Origin of the sequence: Kitasatospora acidiphila, assembly GCF_006636205.1 — a bacterium.
Taxonomy (GTDB): Bacteria; Actinomycetota; Actinomycetes; order Streptomycetales; family Streptomycetaceae; genus Kitasatospora; species Kitasatospora acidiphila.
Window position 1 is genome coordinate 4520592 of the sequence record NZ_VIGB01000003.1, and the last position, 17088, is coordinate 4537679.

The window sequence follows — 17088 nt, forward strand, 5'->3', positions numbered from 1 at the left end:
GGACCACCTCCGGGGAAGCGGGCCGGTACCAGGGCCTAGGGCGGTTGCGGGCATCGGAAGCAATCCTGCTGACGGGCGCTGGCGCCTGGCCTAGGAGTTACTGGACATGAGCGAACACCGGCGACGGACGCCCGGTCAGGGCGGCGGCGAGCAGCCGCCGAACCGACCGGGCGGCGCGCGACCGCATGGCTACGGCACCCCGCCGGACGGGGCGCCGTCCTACGACACGCCCGGCCGGGCGACCCCGAGGAACCGGGCGGCCGGCCCGCAGGGCATGCGGGAGACGGCCCAGCAGCCCCGGATGACCAGGGCCGAGATGCGCAAGGCCGCCCAGAAGGGCGGTCGCAGGGGCCCGGACGGCCCCGGCGGCCGCGGTCCGGGCGGTGGCGGCCGGCGCGGCGGTGGCGGCGACAAGCCGCCGGGCAAGAAGAGATTCATCGACTACCCGCGCTGGGGCAAGCGCGGCGTCCGGCGCTGGTTGCCGTCCTGGAAGCTGGTGCTCTCGCTCTTCCTGATCTTCTTCGGCGGCGGGGTGGCGGCCGTCGGCACCGCCTACTCGATGACCACCGTGCCGCAGCTGAAGGACATCAACCCGCCCCAGAACAACATCTACTACTGGGCCGACGGCACCGAGATGACCCGGACCGGTCAGACCAACCGTCAGCTGGTGGACATCAGCGACATCAACAAGTCGATGCAGGACGCGGTGATCGCGGCCGAGAACGAGTCCTTCCGCACCGACAGCGGCATCGACCCCCAGGGCATCGCCCGAGCCATATACAACATGGCTTCCGGCCAGTCCACCCAGGGCGGCTCGACGATCACCCAGCAGTACGTGAAGAACGCCTACCTGAGCCAGGAGCAGACGGTCACCCGAAAGCTCAAGGAGATCTTCATCACCCTGAAGCTCAGTCAGACCAAGTCCAAGGACGACATCCTGGACGGCTACCTCAACACCAGCTGGTTCGGCCGCAACTCCACCGGCATCCAGGCCGCCGCGCACTCCTACTACGGGGTCGAGGCCAAGGACCTGAACCCCTGCCAGAGCGCCATGCTGGCCGGCCTGCTGAAGGGCGCCGGCTACTACGACCCGTCGCTCAGCACGGCCAACCACGAGCGGATGTTCGGCACCACGGCTCACCCGGAGCAGGGCCGCTGGGAGTGGATCCTCGGCAAGATGGTGCAGACCAAGGCCATCACCCAGGCCCAGATGGACCAGTGCACCAAGGCCGGGCTGCCGGAGCCGATCAAGCAGGCGCCGTCCGCCAGCCTGAACGGCCAGATCGGCTACATCGTCGACACCGTCAACAACTACATCGAGGCCAAGGACTCGTCGATCACCGACGCCAAGCTCGGCCACGGCGGCTACAGCATCTACACCACCCTGCAGAAGGACAAGGTGGACCTGCTCTCCAAGGCCGTCGACGACATGGCGAAGGCGAACCTGGACCCGGCCAAGCGCCCCTCGACCGACACCTTCGTGCAGGTCGGTGCCGCCTCGGTGGTCCCGGGTGACGGCGCTCTGGTCGCCATCTACGGCGGCCCCGGCCAGGAGAAGGGCCAGTACGCCAACAACGCCGAAACCGCCGGCGTGCCGGTCGGTTCGACGTTCAAGCCGTTCGTCCTGGCCACCGCGATGCAGGACGGCGTGCAGACCCAGACCGGTCCGGACGGCAAGCCGATGCGGATCAACGAGGACAGCCGCTACAACGCCGACAACCTGAGCACCATCCGCAAGCCGGACGGCTCGCTGGTGACCAATCCGGACGGCTCGGTCTTCCACCAGCGCAACGACGAGGACGGCAAGCAGGGCTATGTGACGCTGCGCGATGCCATGATCAACTCGTTCAACGTCCCCTACGTCCAGCTCGGTGAGGACGTCGGCGGCCCCAACGTGGCCAAGCTGGCCACCGCGATGGGCCTCGACAAGAACTCGATGCCGGTGGTCAACCAGAACACCGCCGCCTTCGCGATCGGTACCTCCACGCCGAGCGCGGTGCAGATGGCCTCCGCCTACTCGGTCTTCGCGGCCAGCGGCCAGCAGACCGACATGTACGCGGTGACCAAGGTCCAGTTCCAGGGCAGCACGCTGCCGAACTTCGCCAAGCCGGCCCGCAAGGCGGTGCTCGACACGGCGGTGGCCGACAACATCACCAGCGTGCTGCAGGACGTGGTGCAGAAGGGCACCGGTACCAAGGCGCAGGCCGTCGGCCGCCCGGTGGCCGGCAAGACCGGTACCACCGACAAGGGCACCTCGGCCTGGTTCGACGGCTACACCCCGCAGCTGGCCACCGCGGTCACCATGTTCCGCGAGGACCCGAACCACGCCGGGCTGCAGTCCCTGGACGGCACCGGCGGCAAGAGCTCCTTCTACGGTGGTGACCTGCCGACCGAGATCTGGGCCGACTACATGAAGTCCGCGCTGGCCAACAGCCAGGTGATGGACTTCCCGACGCCGGGCCCGGTCAACACCGAGGTCGACTCCTCGGGCGCGCCGAGCACCGCCTCGCCGTCGCCGACGGCCTCGTCCTCCCCGTCGGCCACGGCCAGCGCGTCGTCCTCCCCCACCCTGTCGCCCAGCGCGTCGGCGAGCTCCAAGGCCCCGACGCCGACCGGCTCGCCGGAGACCTGCCTGCCCGGCGTGGACTGCCCCGGCAGCTCGCCGACCAGCAAGAACCCGGGTGGCGGCAACGGCGGCGGCAATGGCGGCGGCTGCGTGTGGGGCCCGCTCTGCCCGACCACCAATCCGACGGACACCACCTCGCCGGCCACGCCGCCCCACCACGGCGGCGGCTCCGGTGGCGGCACCGGTGGCCCGGGTGGCGGCTCCGGCGGTACCGGCGCCACCAGCGGCCCGCCCACCGCGGGCGGCCAGCCGGCCGGCGGCTGATCGATCGCACCACCCACTGCGGCCCCGCTCCTCGGAGCGGGGCCGCAGGCCTTTTCGGGCACCGGCACGGACCGGTCCTCGTCGGATCGGCACGCGTGCGGCAGTATGTCGGCCATGACGTCCAGCACGCGCGACCAGACCGCCGCCGAGGCCGTCCCGGTCCAGCCGCAAGGCCCGCTGCCCAACACCGTGGTCGTCCCCGCGGACGAGGACCCGGTCTCGGCGGCCGGCAGCGAGCTGATCGGCGGCCCGCCCGGGCGCCGGGCGCTGCTCGGGGTCTCGTGGTGGATCCCGGCCCGCTTCCTGGCACTGGCCACCGTGCTCACCTACTGCCTCGGCCTGGTCCAGAAGCTGCCCTGCTACACCAGCGGCTGGTTCTACGGCGCCACCAGTCAGTACACCCACGCCTGCTACAGCGACATCCCGCACCTCTACTCGGCCCGCGGCCTGGCGGCCGGCCTGCACCCGTACCTCGACCAGATCCCACTGCCCACTCCGGACATGAAGTTCCTGGAGTACCCGGTGCTGACCGGTCTGTTCATGCAGATCGCCGGCTGGCTGACCCCCACCACCGGGGCGATCCAGGGCCGTGAGCAGTGGTTCTGGATGGTCAACGCCGCCATGCTGCTGATCTGCGCGGTGGTCACGGTGGTCGCGCTCTCCCGCACCCACCGCCGCCGCCCCTGGGACGCGCTGCTCTTCGCGCTGGCCCCGGCGCTGGCGCTGAACGCCACCATCAACTGGGACCTGCTCGCGGTCGCGCTGACCGCCGTCGCGATGGCCTACTGGTCGCGCAGCCGCCCCGTCTGGGCCGGCGTCTTCATCGGTCTGGCCACCGCCGCCAAGTTCTACCCGCTGCTGCTGCTCGGGCCGCTGCTGGTGCTCTGCCTGCGGGCCGGCCGCTGGCGGGCCTTCGGCCAGGCCGTCGGCGGCGCGGTCGGTGCCTGGCTGGTGGTCAACCTGCCGATCATGATCGCCAGCTGGGACGGCTGGAAGACCTTCTACACCTTCAGCCAGAGCCGCAAGGAGGACTTCGGCTCCTTCTGGATGATCCTGATGCAGGACCGCAACCAGGCGCTGGGCTCCCTCAACGCCTGGATCGCGGGGCTGCTGATCGGGCTCTGCCTGATGATCGGCTGGCTGGCGCTGACCGCCCCGCGGCGGCCCCGCTACGCCCAGCTGGTCTTCCTGGTGGTGGCCGCCTTCGTGCTCACCAACAAGGTCTACTCGCCGCAGTACGTGCTCTGGCTGCTGCCGCTGGCGGTGCTGGCCCGGCCGCGCTGGCGCGACTTCCTGATCTGGCAGGCCTGCGAGGTGCTCTACTACCTCGGCATCTGGTCCTACCTGGCCTACACCGGGGACGCCAAGCAGCACGGCATCGGCCAGGACTGGTACCACTTCGCGATCATCCTGCACCTGGCCGGCACGCTCTACCTCTGCTGCATGGTGGTCCGCGACATCCTGCGCCCGGAGCGCGACCCGGTGCGCTGGGACGGCAGCGACGACCCGTCGGGCGGGGTGCTGGACTTCGCGCCGGACGCCTTCGTGCTGGGCGCCGCCCGCCGGCTGCGCGACGAGGCGCCCTTGGCCGAGTACCTGCCGCCGGCCCCGGTCGGCGAGGTGGACTGGGCGGCGCCCCGGGACACCCCCGAGGACGCCCCCCGGGACGTGCTGGAGGCGTAGCCGGTGGCGGCCCCCGAGGACGCGGGGCGGGCCGAGCCGGACGGCGCCGCTCAGACCTGACGGTCCAGCACCCGGTCGAAGTGGGTGGTGGTGTGCCGCACCGTCACGGCCAGCTCGTCCCCCACCGCCGGGGGCTTGGCGCCGCCGGGCAGGAAGAGGATGCTCACCTGCATGTGCGGCGGCTCGGCGAACCAGAGCTGGCGGCCGTCCCACTGGTACGGCGACAGGGTCCGGTTGACGGTGGCCAGCCCGGCCCGGGCGATCCCCTTCACCCGGGGCAGCAGCCCGTGCAGGTACTTGGGGGCCTCCATGCCGATGCCGTGCGCGGTGCCGCCGGAGACCACCAGCAGATGGCCCTCGGACGGCGCCTTGTGCTGCCGGTAGCCGTACCGCTCGCCGCGGCGCACCGCCGTCACGTCCAGCACGGTGGCCCGCGCCTCCAGCGCCGCCACGTCGCCCAGCCAGAGCCGGGTGCCGATCCGGGAGCGGAACACCGTCTCCGGGTGGTGGCTGGCCAGCTCGGCCGCGCCGGCGGCGCTCAGATGGCTGAGGTAGACGGTCCTGGCCGGCAGTCCGGCCGCGGTGATCGCGGCCACCCACCCGGCCACCTCGGCGATCGGGCTGCTGCGGTCCGGCCGGTCCAGCGGCAGGTGCAGCGCGAAGCCCTCGACCCGGCCTGCCCCGGCCTGCGTGCAGTGCGCCAGGTCGGCCCGGGCGATCCCGTGCCGGCGCATGCTGGTCATGCACTCCACCACCACACGGGCCCCGGCCAGCGCCCGCAGCGCCTCCAGGCCGGCCACGGTGCGCAGCACCCTGGCGGGGGCGTCGGGCCCGGGCAGCGCCACGGCCGGCTCGCCGACCCGGTACGGGGTGAGCACCAGCACCTCGCCCGGGTAGCCGGCGGCGAGCACCTCGGCCGCCTCCGTCGCGGTGCCGACCGCCAGCAGGCCGGTGCCCAGCAGCTCCGCCTCCCGCGCCAGCCGCAGGTTGCCCAGCCCGTAGCCGTTGCCCTTCGCCACCGGCACCAGCCCGGGGAACTCGGCCAGCAGGGCGCGCTGGTGGTCCCGCCAGCGGTCGGTGTCCACGTACAGCGAAAGGGTCATTGGTGCGCTCCGTGCTGGAGGGGGCGGTGCGGCGGTGCGGTCGGACGTGGTCAGCGGCGCGACATGTAGAGGTCCAGCGCCTTGTGGAGCAGCTTGTTGACCGGGAAGTCCCATTCGCCCAGGTACTCGGCGGCCTGACCACCCGTGCCCAGTTTGAACTGGATCAGGCCGTAGAGCGGGTCGTCCTCGTCCAGCGTGTCGCTGATCCCGCGCATGTCGTAGACGCCCGCGCCGAGCGCGTAGGCGTCCCGGATCATCCGCCACTGGACCGCGTTGGACGGCTTGACCTCGCGCTTGTGGTTGGCCGAGGCGCCGTAGGAGTACCAGACGTGCTGACCGACCGTCAGCATGGTGGTCGCGGCCAGCGGTTCGCCCTGGTGGTAGGCCAGGTAGAGCCGCATCCGGTTGGGGTCCTCGGCGGTCAGCACCTGCCACTGGCGCTGGAAGTAGGCCAGCGGGCGCGGGGTGAACTTGTCCCGCTCGGCGGTCAGTGCGTAGAGCTGGTGGAAGACCGGCAGGTCGTCGTAGCCGCCCTGGACCACCTCCACGCCGCTCTTCTCGGCCTTCTTGATGTTGCGCCGCCACAGCTGGTTGAAGTTGCGCTGGATGTCGTCCAGCGAGCGGTTGGCCAGCGGCACCTGGAAGACGTAGCGCGGCTGGACGTCACCGAAGCCGGCGCCGCCGTCCTCGCCCTGCCGCCAGCCGGCCTTGCGCAGCCGTTCGGCCACCGCGAAGGCCCGCGGCTCGTACCAGTCCGGATCCACGTCGCGCAGCCGCTTGGCCTGCCCGCCGGCCACCGCCTCCTTGACGGTCGCGGCGCCCCAGCGGCGGATCACCACCGGCGGCCCGATCTTCACCGAGAAGGCGCCCTGCTCCTTCAGGTGGCCCAGCATCGGGCGCAGCCAGCGGTCCAGGTCCTGGTCGAACCAGTCGATCACCGGGCCCTCGGGCAGGTAGGCCAGGTAGCGCTTGAGCTTGGGCAGCTGCCGGTAGAGCACCAGGCCGGCACCGACCAGGGTGTTGGAGGCGTCGAACCAGCCGATCGACTCATGGCGCCACTCGGACTTGACCTCACCCCAGGAGGGCACCTGCATATGGCTGACGGAGGGCCGACTGCGCACGAAGGCGAGGTGCTCCTCACGGGTGATCGTCCTCAGACGCAGGCTCATGCTCCTGGTGCTCCCTTGGAAGATTTTGTTGACTCTTGACCCTAACGCCCGAAAGGTCCGTTTTGTGCTGGTCCGGTACGGCGCGTTCGATCGAACCCTAGAGCGGGCGGCGGCGCCGGAGCCCGAGGCAGCGAGACGGCGCCCCCGCAGCGGGAGCGCCGTCTCATGCGCCGTGCTCGCGCCGGGGCTCGCACGGCCGTCGCAACCGGGCGGCGACTAGCCGGCGGTACCGCCGAACAGCCCGCCGTGGGCCAGGGCGATGCCGAGGCCGAAGGCGCACATCGCGATGCCGATCACCAGGACGAACCGCTCGGCGGTGGTGGCCGAGATGAACTGCCCCCACAGGCCGGTGATCACGCCGACCAGGCCACTCCAGGAACTCAACAGGTGCAGGTCGTGGAAGAACGACGAGGTGAAGGCCAGCACACCGAGCATGGCGGTCAGCGCGACCAGGGTGTTCTCCCTGGGGTGCGGGTGGCCGTCGGTGTTGAGGGTGAACGCGGGGACTCGGCGGATGGTCTGTGCCATGGAAACCCACCTCCAGCGGGGGCCGGGCGATGCTGATGAACCCGTTCTGCCCAGATTGCGCCGCTTGAGACCGGGCGGCAATCGATGGGCGTTTTGTTCGGCCGGATGGGTGCGGGTAGGCTGTGCGATCTGCACTGGTGTATCTGTGCCCCCGCATGCCTTCAAGCAGGTCGCCGGGGGTCGGTTGTCAGACCCGGCCGCTACGGTGGCAGTGGGTCGGTGCACCACCAGTGCCGACGCCGTACAACCCTCCTGCCACGGAGAGACCGTGGCCGTTGAGTCCAAAGGAGGTGGGTTTACCCATGCGTCACTACGAGGTGATGGTCATCCTCGACCCCTCGGTCGAGGAGCGCGCTGTCTCCCCCCTGATCGAGAGCTTCCTCAACGTCGTCCGCACTGGTGGCGGCACCGTTGAGAAGGTCGACACCTGGGGCCGTCGTCGCCTGGCGTACGAGATCAAGAAGCAGCCCGAGGGCATCTACTCGGTCATCGACCTCAAGGCCACGCCTGAGGTCGTCAAGGAGCTTGACCGCCAGCTGTCGCTGAGCGAGCAGGTTCTGCGGACCAAGGTCCTGCGCCCGGACACCCACTGAGCCACCTCCGGGACCGTTGACGGTCCCGAGGGCTCGCGTCCGATGTTTCACGTGAAACATCGCTGAACGGAACTCCTCCTCCCGAGAGGTCAGCACACCATGGCAGGCGAGACCGTCATCACCCTCGTCGGCAATCTCGTCGACGACCCCGAGCTGCGTTTCACCCCCTCGGGTGCGGCGGTCGCGAAGTTCCGCATCGCGTCCACTCCCCGCACCTTCGACCGCCAGACCAACGAGTGGAAGGACGGCGAAAGCCTCTTCCTCACGTGCAACGTCTGGCGTCAGCCGGCGGAGAACGTGGCCGAGTCGCTGCAGCGCGGCATGCGCGTGATCGTGCAGGGCCGACTGCGCCAGCGGTCTTACGAGACCAAGGAAGGCGAGAAGCGGACGGTCTTCGAGGTCGAGGTCGACGAGGTCGGCCCGAGCCTGCGTTCGGCGACCGCCAAGGTGACCCGGGCCAACCGCGGCCCCGGTGGCGGTGGCGGTGGTGGCTTTGGCGGCGGCCCGCAGCAGGGCGGCGGCCAGGGCGGCTGGGGTGGCCAGGGCGGCAACCAGGGTGGCGGCAGCTGGGGTGGCAACTCCGGCGGCGGCCAGTCCGGCCCGTCCGACGACCCGTGGGCGTCCAGTGCGCCGTCCGGCGGCAACGCCGGTGGCGGTGGCTGGGGTGCGCCTTCGGGTGGCGGCTACTCGGAAGAGCCTCCGTTCTAGAGCTGACAGATTTCGTGCGACCCGGGGCCCGTCGCTGCGACGGACCCGGATCGTGATCCTCATTTGGAGCACACCATGGCGAAGCCGCCTGCTCGCAAGCCGAAGAAGAAGGTTTGCGTCTTCTGCAAGGACAAGGTCAACTACGTTGACTACAAGGACACGAACCTGCTGCGGAAGTTCATCTCCGACCGCGGCAAGATCCGTGCCCGCCGGGTCACCGGCAACTGCACCCAGCACCAGCGTGACGTCGCCACGGCCGTGAAGAACAGCCGTGAGATGGCGCTGCTGCCCTACACCAGCACCGCGCGCTAAGAGAGGGTGACCGAAGAATGAAGATCATCCTCACCCACGAGGTCGCCGGCCTCGGCAGCGCCGGCGAGGTCGTCGAGGTCAAGGACGGCTACGCCCGCAACTTCCTGGTCCCGCGTGGCTTCGCCATCCGCTGGACCAAGGGCGGCCAGAAGGACGTCGACGCGATCCGTCGCGCTCGCAAGATCCACGAGATCCAGACCATCGAGGCGGCCAACGAGGTCAAGGCCACCCTCGAGGGCCTGCAGCTGAAGCTGAAGGTGCGCTCCGGTGACGCCGGCCGCCTGTTCGGCTCGGTCACCCAGGCCGACGTCGTCGAGGCCGTCAAGGCCGCCGGCGGCCCGGCGGTGGACAAGCGCGCCGTCACGATCGCCTCGCCGATCAAGACCGTGGGCACCCACAAGGTCGCCGTCAAGCTCCACGCTGACGTTCAGGCCAACCTCGACCTGGTCGTCGCCTGAGTCCAGGCGCACCACTGGTCGTGACCCCGAGGGCCGGGGCCTCCCGCATGGGAGGCCCCGGCCCTCGGGCGTTTCCGGACTGATCGAAGGCCCGCGCAGTTCAGGCCCGCACAGTGCGGGCCGGCCCTGCTGCTCAGGCCCGGACCGCGCCGGTGACCAGCCAGCGGCCGGTGCGCATCCGGCCGACCAGGAAGGCCGCGCGGACCAGCATCATCAGGTTCATCGCCCACCAGAGGCCGGCCAGTCCGCCGCCCAGCGCCGGCAGGGCCAGTGCCACCGGCGCGAAGACCGCCAGGGTGGCGAGCATCGCCCAGGCCAGGTACCGGCCGTCGCCGGCGCCCATCAGCACCCCGTCCAGCACGAAGGCCAGCCCGCAGGCCGGCTCGGTCAGCGCGAGCAGCACCAGCACCCCGGTCAGCTGGTGCCGCACCCCGGGGTCGGCGGTGAACAGCGGCGTGTAGAGCGGTCCCGCGACCACCGTCAGCAGCCCGAGCACCACTCCGGAGCCGATCCCCCACTGGGTCATCCGCCGGGTCGCCGCCCGCGCGCCGACCGGGTCGCCGGCCCCCAGGCAGCGCCCGATGATCGCCTGCCCGGCGATCGCGATGGCGTCCAGCGCGAACGCCAGGAAGCTCCACAGCGTCATCGCGATCTGATGGGCCGCGACCTGCTGGTCTCCCAGCCGGGCGGCCACCGCGGTGGCGAGCACCAGGATCGCCCGCAGCGACAGGGTGCGGACCAGCAGCGGCCCGCCCGCCCGGGCACAGGCCCGGATCCCGGCCGGGTGCGGCCGCAGCCCGGCCCGCTCCCGCCGGGCGCCGCGCACCACCACGGCCAGGTAGACCGCCGCCATCCCGGTCTGCGCCAGCACCGTGCCCCAGGCCGAGCCGGCCACCCCGAGCCCCGCGCCGTAGACCAGCCCCACGTTGAGCAGCAGATTGGCGGAGAACGACCCGATGGCCACCAGCAGCGGGGTCCGGGTGTCCTGCAGGCCGCGCAGCACCCCGGTGGCCGCCAGCACCAGCAGCATCGCCGGGATCCCGAGCGCGCTGATCCGCAGGTAGGTCACCGCGTACGGCGCGGCGGTGCTCGACGCGCCCAGTGCGCCGGCCACTCCGGGCGCCAGCAGGTAGCACAGCAGGGCCAGCGGCAACCCCAGCAGTACGGCCAGCCAGAGGCCGTCCAGACCCTGCTGGACGGCCGCCCGGCGGTCCCCGGCACCGATCCGCCGGGCCACCGCCGCGGTGGTGGCGTAGGCGAGGAAGACGAACACCCCGGTCAGCGTGGTGAGCGCGGTGCCCGCCACCCCGAGGCCGGCCAGCTGGGCGGTGCCCAGGTGCCCGACGATCGCCGAGTCGCCGATCAGGAACAGCGGTTCCGCGACCAGGGCGCCGAAGGCCGGGATCGCCAGGGCGAGGATCTCCCGGTCGTACCGGCGGTGGGGGCCCCTCCCGGCAGAGCGCGGGGGGAGGTCGAATGTGCGAGCGGGCATGGTGGCACGGTAGCCATCCACAGGGGGGCGCAGGGTGGTGCGGGTGTGTGAAGTTTTTCTCATGCACAGCCAGTGGACAGAGTTCCCGCAGGTCAGCGAGTTGACACCGAAGAGATCGTCTGGTTATCCACAGGGCTGTCCCCATGCTTGTGCACAGGTTTCGGGCTGTTGTCCACAGACTTGGGAGAGTCATCCACACCCCCTGTGGATAACTCGGGTGATCCGGCTTGGCCCTGGCCAGGCCGTCCCCGTAGCGTGGTCGTTCACCCTTCGCACCACTCGCACGCTCGCTGAACGGGGATCACGCGTGACCGGCACCCAGTACGACGACAACGACGTGCCGCCGCCCCCGGAGGACGACTGGCTCGGTCCCGAGGACTTCCCCACCGACACCCCCAGCGACCGCCTCCCGGCCGCCCGCCGCCAGGGCAACGGCGAGTTCCGCAAGGGCGGCGAGTTCCGCAAGGGTGACTTCCGCAAGCGGGACGGTGACGGCGACCGGGAGCGCCAGGGCGGCGCCGAGGGCTTCGAGCGGGTCCCGCCGCAGGACATCCCCGCTGAGCAGTCCGTGCTCGGCGGCATGATGCTCTCCAAGGACGCCATCGCCGACGTGGTCGAGGTCCTCAAGCCGATCGACTACTACCGCCCGGCCCACGAGCTGATCCACAGCGCGATCCTCGACCTCTACGCCCGCGGCGAGCCGGCCGACCCGATCACCGTCGCCAGCGAGCTCACCAAGCGCGGCGAGCTCAGTCGGGTCGGCGGCCCCACCTACCTGCACACCCTGGTCAACTCCGTCCCGACCGCCGCCAACGCCGAGTACTACGCGGAGATCGTCCACGAGCGCGCCGTGCTGCGCCGCCTGGTCGAGGCCGGCACCCGGATCGCCGGGATGGGCTACGCCGCCGAGGGCGACGTGGACGAGATCGTCAACGCCGCCCAGGCCGAGATCTACGCCGTCACCGAGCAGCGCACCAACGAGGACTACGCCCCGCTGGCCGACATCATGGAGGGCGCCCTCGACGAGATCGAGGCCATCGGCTCCCGCCAGGGCCAGATGTCCGGCGTTCCCACCGGTTTCGCCGACCTGGACGCCCTGACCAACGGCCTGCACCCGGGCCAGATGATCGTCATCGCGGCCCGACCCGCGATGGGTAAGTCGACCCTCGCCCTGGACTTCGCGCGGGCCTGCTCGATCCACAACGCGCTCCCCAGCGTCATCTTCTCCCTCGAAATGGGGCGCAACGAGATCGCGATGCGTCTGCTGTCGGCCGAGGCGCGGGTCGCACTGCACCACATGCGGTCCGGCAACATGACGGACGACGACTGGACCAGAGTGGCGCGGCGGATGCCGGACGTGACGGCGGCGCCGCTGTACATCGACGACTCGCCGAACCTGTCGATGATGGAGATCCGGGCGAAGTGCCGCCGCCTCAAGCAGCGCAACGACCTCAAGCTGGTGGTCATCGACTACCTGCAGCTGATGCAGTCCGGTGGTTCGCGCCGGGCCGAGAGCCGTCAGCAGGAGGTCTCGGACATGTCCCGTAACCTCAAGCTGCTGGCCAAGGAGCTGGAGGTCCCGGTGATCGCGCTCTCCCAGCTGAACCGTGGCCCGGAGCAGCGAACCGACAAGAAGCCGATGGTCTCGGACCTGCGTGAGTCGGGCTCCATCGAGCAGGACGCCGACATGGTCATCCTGCTGCACCGCGAGGACGCCTACGAGAAGGAGTCGCCGCGCGCCGGTGAGGCCGACCTGATCGTCGCCAAGCACCGTAACGGTCCGACGGCCACCATCACGGTGGCGTTCCAGGGCCACTACTCGCGCTTTGTGGACATGACCCGGGACTGACGGCCGCTCAGCTCGGCGCGGGATGATCGCCGCATGACCGAGATCATTTTGATGGCCGACCCGAGGGTCGCGGCGATACCCGTTCGGGAGTGCGGCGAACGGCTGGTGGACGTGCGGCGGGACGGCCGGCTGCTGGTGGACCAGCGCAAGTGGCATGACTCCGCGGGGGCGTTCGGCTGGCTGCGGGACGGGGTGCTGGCCCGGCTGGGCGAGGCCCAGGCCCAACTGCCGGACGGGATGCGGCTGCTGTTCGTCGAGGGGTACCGCCCGCCGGCCTTGCAGCGGCGCTACTTCGACGAGTACGCGGCACGGTTGCGGGCCGAGCAGCCCCAGTGGTCCGCCGAGCGGGTGCGGGAGGCGGCCAGCCGGTACGTGTCGCCGCCCGAGATCGCACCGCACAGCGCCGGTGCGGCCGTCGACCTGACGCTGGCGGATGCCGATGGCCGTGAACTCGACCTGGGCACCCGGATGAACGCCACTCCCGAGGAGAGCGCCGGCGCCTGCTACACGGCGGCGGAGAACATCGGCGAACAGGCTCGCGCCCTTCGGGGGATCCTGGGGAGTGCGCTCACCGCCGCCGGTCTGGTCAACTACCCTACGGAGTGGTGGCACTGGTCGTACGGGGACCGCTACTGGGCCCTGCAGACCGGCGCGGCGGCCGCCCTCTACGGGCCCAAGGAGCTTGATACGGCTAGCAGTTGAGCAGCAGCAGGAGCCCGGCCACCAGGTCGGCGGCGGCGCCGGGCGCAAAGTCTCCGTCCTGCTGGAAGTAGCGCAGGAAGCCCTGCTGGAAGCAGGCGCCCATCAGCAGGGCCGCGGCGGCCTCGGCATCGGCGCCGGCGCGGACCCGGCCGAGCCGCTGTTCGGCCCGCAGGTAGTCGGCGAGTTGGGCGATCGGGAGCTGCGGGCCCGCGCCGTACTTGGCCAGCGATTCGCGGGCGGCGGTCATCAGGGTGGGCTGCGCCAGCAGCGAGGCGAACATCGGGAAGGCGTCCCGGTAGAAGCGCAGTGCCTGGTGGGCGGTGGCGGTCAGGTTCTCCGCCACCGTGCCCTCGCCCGGGGCGGCGGTGGTCGGGAAGGCCGGCATCCGCTCCCGCAGCACATGCAGGAGGATCTCCTCCTTGTCGTGGAAGTGCTTGTAGAGCAGCGCCTCGGAGCAGCCGGCGGCGCGCGCGATCTGCTTGGTCGTCGTCTGGGCGACGCCCTGTGCGCGCAGGACCTCGGCGGCGGCGTCCAGGATCCGCTCTCGGGTGCTCAAGCGCCCTCCTCCTGACGGGTGGGTGAATGCTTGCCACTATAGGGAGGCGGCTGTGGGGAGGCGGCGGAAAGCGCTCGCTGCCACGGCGGCCCGCTCCGTATCGTCGCCGGCATGGTGAACGGAACGAGGAGTGCGCTGCGGGAGCGGCTGCGGGCCGGGCTGACCGAGGCGATGCGCGGGCGGGACCGGGCGACGGTCGGCGTGCTGCGGGTGGCCCTGGGCGTGCTGGAGAACGCCGAGGCGGTGGAGCGTGACGCGGACGCCGACCGCAACCTGGCGATCGGCCAGATCCCGATCGGCGCCGGCGCGGCGGAGGCGGAGCGCCGCGAGCTGACCGAAGCCCAGGAGGTCGAGCTGCTGGCCGCCGAGGTGGCCGAGCGGGAGGCCGCCGCCGAGCAGTACGAACGGGCCGGGCAGCCCACCCGGGCCGAGCAACTGCGCGCCGAGGCCCTGGTGTTGGCGGCCTACCTGGCCTGAGGGCAGGTCAGGCCCAGTCCAGCTCCGGGGTGGCCGTGCGCAGCAGGTCGGCGGCCCCGCTGGTGAACGGGGTGCCGTGCGGCGGGCAGAGGACCTTCGGGGTGAGCGCGGCCAGCCGGTGGAACGAGGCGATGGCCTGCGCCCGGTCGACGTTGAACGGTCCGAGGTGGGCCGCATCCGGGCCGGTGCCGATCAGGTCACCGGGGAACAGCACCCCGCTCTCGGGCAGGTGCAGGGCGATGGCGCCGAAGGTGTGCCCCGGTACGTGCAGCACCTGGACCGGCTCGCCCCAGCCGGCCAGCTGTTCGCCGTCCGTCAGCGTGCGGTCCACCGGCAGACGGCGCAGCGCGGCCGAGGGGTTGCCCGCGGTGACCTTCTGGTAGAGCTCGGCCTCGGCGGGGGTGAGCTGCGCCATCGGCTCGGGTTCGGCACCGCTGATCACGGGGGCGTCGACGGCACCGGCCAGCACCTCGGCGCCGGTGGCCGCCACCAGGTCGGCGGCGGAGCCCATGTGGTCGAAGTGCGAGTGGGTGAGGACGATCTGGCGCAGGTCCGCGGGCCGGGCGCCGAGTTCGTGCAGGGCGGCCAGGATGGCGGGGGCGGTGCCGGGAACGCCGGTGTCGACGACCGCGAAGCCGGCCTCCCGGCGCACCAGGTGGACGTGGCCGATCGGGAGCGGGAGCTGCCAGACGGTGGGCGTGAGCTCGATGAGGTCCATGGGATGGACGGTAGAGGTGAGCTGACGTGCAGTCAGTACCTTCGGGTCGACAGCTGACCGTCGTTCCCGCTGGGCGAACGGGGAGTCGGGCGGCGCGCGGTCAGTGCTTCAGCGAGTCGGCGCCCCGGTAGCCGTCCGGCATGCCACCGACCAGCAGGGTGTCGCTGACCGAGTTCTCGGTGCGCAGCGGCAGGATCTCCTGGTACTGCGGGGAGTCGTACCAGGCCCGGGCCCGCTCCAGGTCGGGGAACTCGATGATGATCAGGTTGCCGTCCCAGCTGCCTTCGATCAGCTCGATCGGGTTGCCGTGGACGATGAACCGGCCGCCGAAGTCGTCCAGGGTGGCGTCGATCCTCTCCAGGTACTCGATGATCTGCGGGCCGAAGTCGACCGAGTGCATGTGGGCGAGGGCGTAGGCGGCCATGGTGTCCTCCGAGTGGTGGTGGGGAGCGGTTCGCTGTGGTTATGACGGTAGGCAGTCGGGGCCGGACCCGAATCAGTCGTGCATAGGTAGCTGGCTAGCCTGACCCGATGACGGAAATCGAACTGGTGGTCTTCGACTGCGACGGTGTGCTGGTGGACAGCGAGCCGATCGCGGTGCGCGCGCATGTGGTGGCGGGGGCGGAGCTGGGCTGGCCGCTGACCGAGGACGAGGTGGTGGAGCGGTTCGTCGGCCGGTCGAGTGCCTCGATCGGCGAGCAGATCGCCGAACAGCTCGGCGAGCGGGTGGTGGCTCCGTGGCAGCAGCGCTTCGAGGAGCTGCACCGGGAGGCGGTGGACCGGGAGTTGAGCCCGGTGCCGGGGATCCGGGAGGCACTGGCCGAGCTGCGGCTGCCGAGCTGCTTGGCGTCCAGCGGCAGTCACGAGAAGATGCGGCACACACTGGGCCGGACCGGCCTGTACGACTGGTTCGACGGTCGGATATTCAGCGCGAGTGAGGTGCGGCACGGCAAGCCGGCCCCCGACCTGTTCCTGCACGCGGCCCGGCGCATGGGTGTGCGGCCCGAAGCGTGCGTGGTGGTGGAGGACAGCAAGTACGGGGTGCGGGCGGCGCGGGCGGCCGGGATGCGGGCGCTCGGCTTCGCGGGCGGGCTGACCCCGGCCGACTGGCTGGCCGCGGAGGGCGCGCAGGTCTTCACCGACATGCGGGAGCTGCCGGCGCTGCTGGAGAAGCTGGGCGGTACCGGCCAGGGGGCGACCGCCGGCACCGCGGGGTACGCGGCGGCGGCCGGGCAGCTGCTGGAGCAGTACGAGAGCGTCAGCTTCGAGCAGGTGCACCAGCGGGTGCTGCCGCTGCTGCCGGCGCCCCCGATGGGGGCACCCCCGGCCGAAGGCTGGGGGAGGGTGCTCGACCTGGGTGCCGGGACCGGGCGGGACGCCGCCGCGCTGGCCGGGCGCGGCTACCGGGTGACCGCCGCGGAGCCGGTGGCCGAGCTGCGTGAGCTGGGACGGCGGCGGCACGCGGGCGTCGACATCGAGTGGGTGGCCGGGGCACTGCCGCAGCTGCCGGGGGTCACCGGCCCGTTCGACCTGGTCATGGGGACCGCGGTGTGGATGCACCTGTCCCCGGCGGAGCGGGCCCGGGCGTTCGAGCGGGTGCTGGAGCTGCTGGCGCCCGGCGGCACGCTGGTGCTGACGGTGCGGCACGGTCCGGTGCCGGCCGGGCGGCGGATGTTCGAGGTGCCGGACGCCGAGCTGCTCGGCCAGGCCGGGGCCGCCGGGCTGCGCCTGGTGCACCGGGACGAGCGTGGTGACCTGCACGGGCGGGCGGATGTGCGGTGGAGCGAGCTCGGGTTCGTCCGGGACTGACGGGCAGGACTGACGGGGGATCAAGTGGCTGGCGCGTGGTC

At 71.4% G+C, this 17088-nt stretch carries 17 protein-coding genes and 1 pseudogene; 11 read left to right on the plus strand and 7 right to left on the minus strand.

The genetic code is table 11. The features are described from left to right. Nucleotides 1–106 precede the first annotated feature (106 nt). A complete protein-coding gene (locus E6W39_RS21360) occupies nt 107–2890 on the plus strand; it encodes a transglycosylase domain-containing protein (protein ID WP_228718271.1) in 2784 nt (927 codons plus the stop codon). A gap of 114 nt (nt 2891–3004) precedes the next feature. Then, nucleotides 3005–4573 (plus strand): glycosyltransferase family 87 protein, encoded by a 1569-nt coding sequence (locus tag E6W39_RS21365; protein WP_141634888.1) that lies wholly within the window; start codon nt 3005–3007, stop codon nt 4571–4573. A 50-nt stretch (nt 4574–4623) separates the two neighbouring features. On the opposite strand, the gene E6W39_RS21370 is transcribed toward E6W39_RS21365, so the two are convergent. The 3 genes from E6W39_RS21370 to E6W39_RS21380 form a co-directional block, all read right to left on the minus strand. Beyond that, nucleotides 4624–5676, minus strand: a complete 1053-nt coding sequence (locus E6W39_RS21370; RefSeq protein ID WP_141634889.1) for an alanine racemase — start codon at nt 5674–5676, stop codon at nt 4624–4626. A 50-nt stretch (nt 5677–5726) separates the two neighbouring features. After that, a complete protein-coding gene (locus E6W39_RS21375) occupies nt 5727–6845 on the minus strand; it encodes a lipid II:glycine glycyltransferase FemX (protein ID WP_141634890.1) in 1119 nt (372 codons plus the stop codon). Nucleotides 6846–7061: 216 nt separating this feature from the next. Continuing rightward, nucleotides 7062–7373: a hypothetical protein gene (locus tag E6W39_RS21380; protein WP_141634891.1), complete on the minus strand. Its 312-nt coding sequence runs from the start codon at nt 7371–7373 to the stop codon at nt 7062–7064. Nucleotides 7374–7675: 302 nt separating this feature from the next. Between E6W39_RS21380 and rpsF the strand changes: the two genes are divergently transcribed. The 4 genes from rpsF (at nt 7676) to rplI (ending at nt 9444) form a co-directional block, all read left to right on the plus strand. Next, on the plus strand, nt 7676–7966 hold the full coding sequence (gene rpsF / locus E6W39_RS21385; RefSeq protein WP_141634892.1) for a 30S ribosomal protein S6: 291 nt from the start codon (nt 7676–7678) through the stop codon (nt 7964–7966). A gap of 99 nt (nt 7967–8065) precedes the next feature. After that, nucleotides 8066–8674, plus strand: a complete 609-nt coding sequence (locus tag E6W39_RS21390; protein WP_141634893.1) for a single-stranded DNA-binding protein — start codon at nt 8066–8068, stop codon at nt 8672–8674. A 75-nt stretch (nt 8675–8749) separates the two neighbouring features. Continuing rightward, complete coding sequence (gene rpsR / locus E6W39_RS21395) at nt 8750–8986, plus strand: 30S ribosomal protein S18 (protein WP_030304537.1); 237 nt, start codon at nt 8750–8752, stop codon at nt 8984–8986. 17 nt (nt 8987–9003) lie between these two features. Then, on the plus strand, nt 9004–9444 hold the full coding sequence (gene rplI, locus E6W39_RS21400) for a 50S ribosomal protein L9 (protein ID WP_101380701.1): 441 nt from the start codon (nt 9004–9006) through the stop codon (nt 9442–9444). A 133-nt stretch (nt 9445–9577) separates the two neighbouring features. On the opposite strand, the gene E6W39_RS21405 is transcribed toward rplI, so the two are convergent. Continuing rightward, nucleotides 9578–10936, minus strand: a complete 1359-nt coding sequence (locus E6W39_RS21405) for an MATE family efflux transporter (protein WP_141634894.1) — start codon at nt 10934–10936, stop codon at nt 9578–9580. 337 nt (nt 10937–11273) lie between these two features. Here E6W39_RS21405 and dnaB point away from each other — a divergent pair, with 337 nt between their 5' ends. Beyond that, a complete protein-coding gene (gene dnaB / locus E6W39_RS21410; protein ID WP_101385051.1) occupies nt 11274–12785 on the plus strand; it encodes a replicative DNA helicase in 1512 nt (503 codons plus the stop codon). Nucleotides 12786–12818: 33 nt separating this feature from the next. Beyond that, complete coding sequence (locus E6W39_RS21415; RefSeq protein ID WP_141634895.1) at nt 12819–13487, plus strand: M15 family metallopeptidase; 669 nt, start codon at nt 12819–12821, stop codon at nt 13485–13487. Here E6W39_RS21415 and E6W39_RS21420 read toward each other — a convergent pair. Continuing rightward, complete coding sequence (locus tag E6W39_RS21420; protein ID WP_141634896.1) at nt 13477–14043, minus strand: TetR/AcrR family transcriptional regulator; 567 nt, start codon at nt 14041–14043, stop codon at nt 13477–13479. The genes E6W39_RS21415 and E6W39_RS21420 overlap by 11 nt on opposite strands. 111 nt (nt 14044–14154) lie before the next feature. On the opposite strand from E6W39_RS21420, the gene E6W39_RS21425 reads away from it, so the two are divergent. Continuing rightward, nucleotides 14155–14520 (plus strand): GatB/YqeY domain-containing protein, encoded by a 366-nt coding sequence (locus E6W39_RS21425; protein ID WP_141634897.1) that lies wholly within the window; start codon nt 14155–14157, stop codon nt 14518–14520. A gap of 7 nt (nt 14521–14527) precedes the next feature. On the opposite strand, the gene E6W39_RS21430 is transcribed toward E6W39_RS21425, so the two are convergent. Further along, complete coding sequence (locus E6W39_RS21430; protein ID WP_141634898.1) at nt 14528–15238, minus strand: MBL fold metallo-hydrolase; 711 nt, start codon at nt 15236–15238, stop codon at nt 14528–14530. A gap of 100 nt (nt 15239–15338) precedes the next feature. Beyond that, nucleotides 15339–15662 (minus strand): DUF1330 domain-containing protein, encoded by a 324-nt coding sequence (locus E6W39_RS21435; protein WP_141634899.1) that lies wholly within the window; start codon nt 15660–15662, stop codon nt 15339–15341. A 107-nt stretch (nt 15663–15769) separates the two neighbouring features. Between E6W39_RS21435 and E6W39_RS39555 the strand changes: the two are divergent. Both E6W39_RS39555 and E6W39_RS21440 read left to right on the plus strand, forming a co-directional pair. Continuing rightward, nucleotides 15770–16405, plus strand: a pseudogene (locus E6W39_RS39555) (HAD family hydrolase); the annotation flags it as partial. 144 nt (nt 16406–16549) lie between these two features. After that, entirely contained in the window at nt 16550–17047 is a 498-nt protein-coding gene (locus E6W39_RS21440) for a class I SAM-dependent methyltransferase (RefSeq protein WP_323809159.1), read from the plus strand. Nucleotides 17048–17088 lie beyond the last annotated feature (41 nt).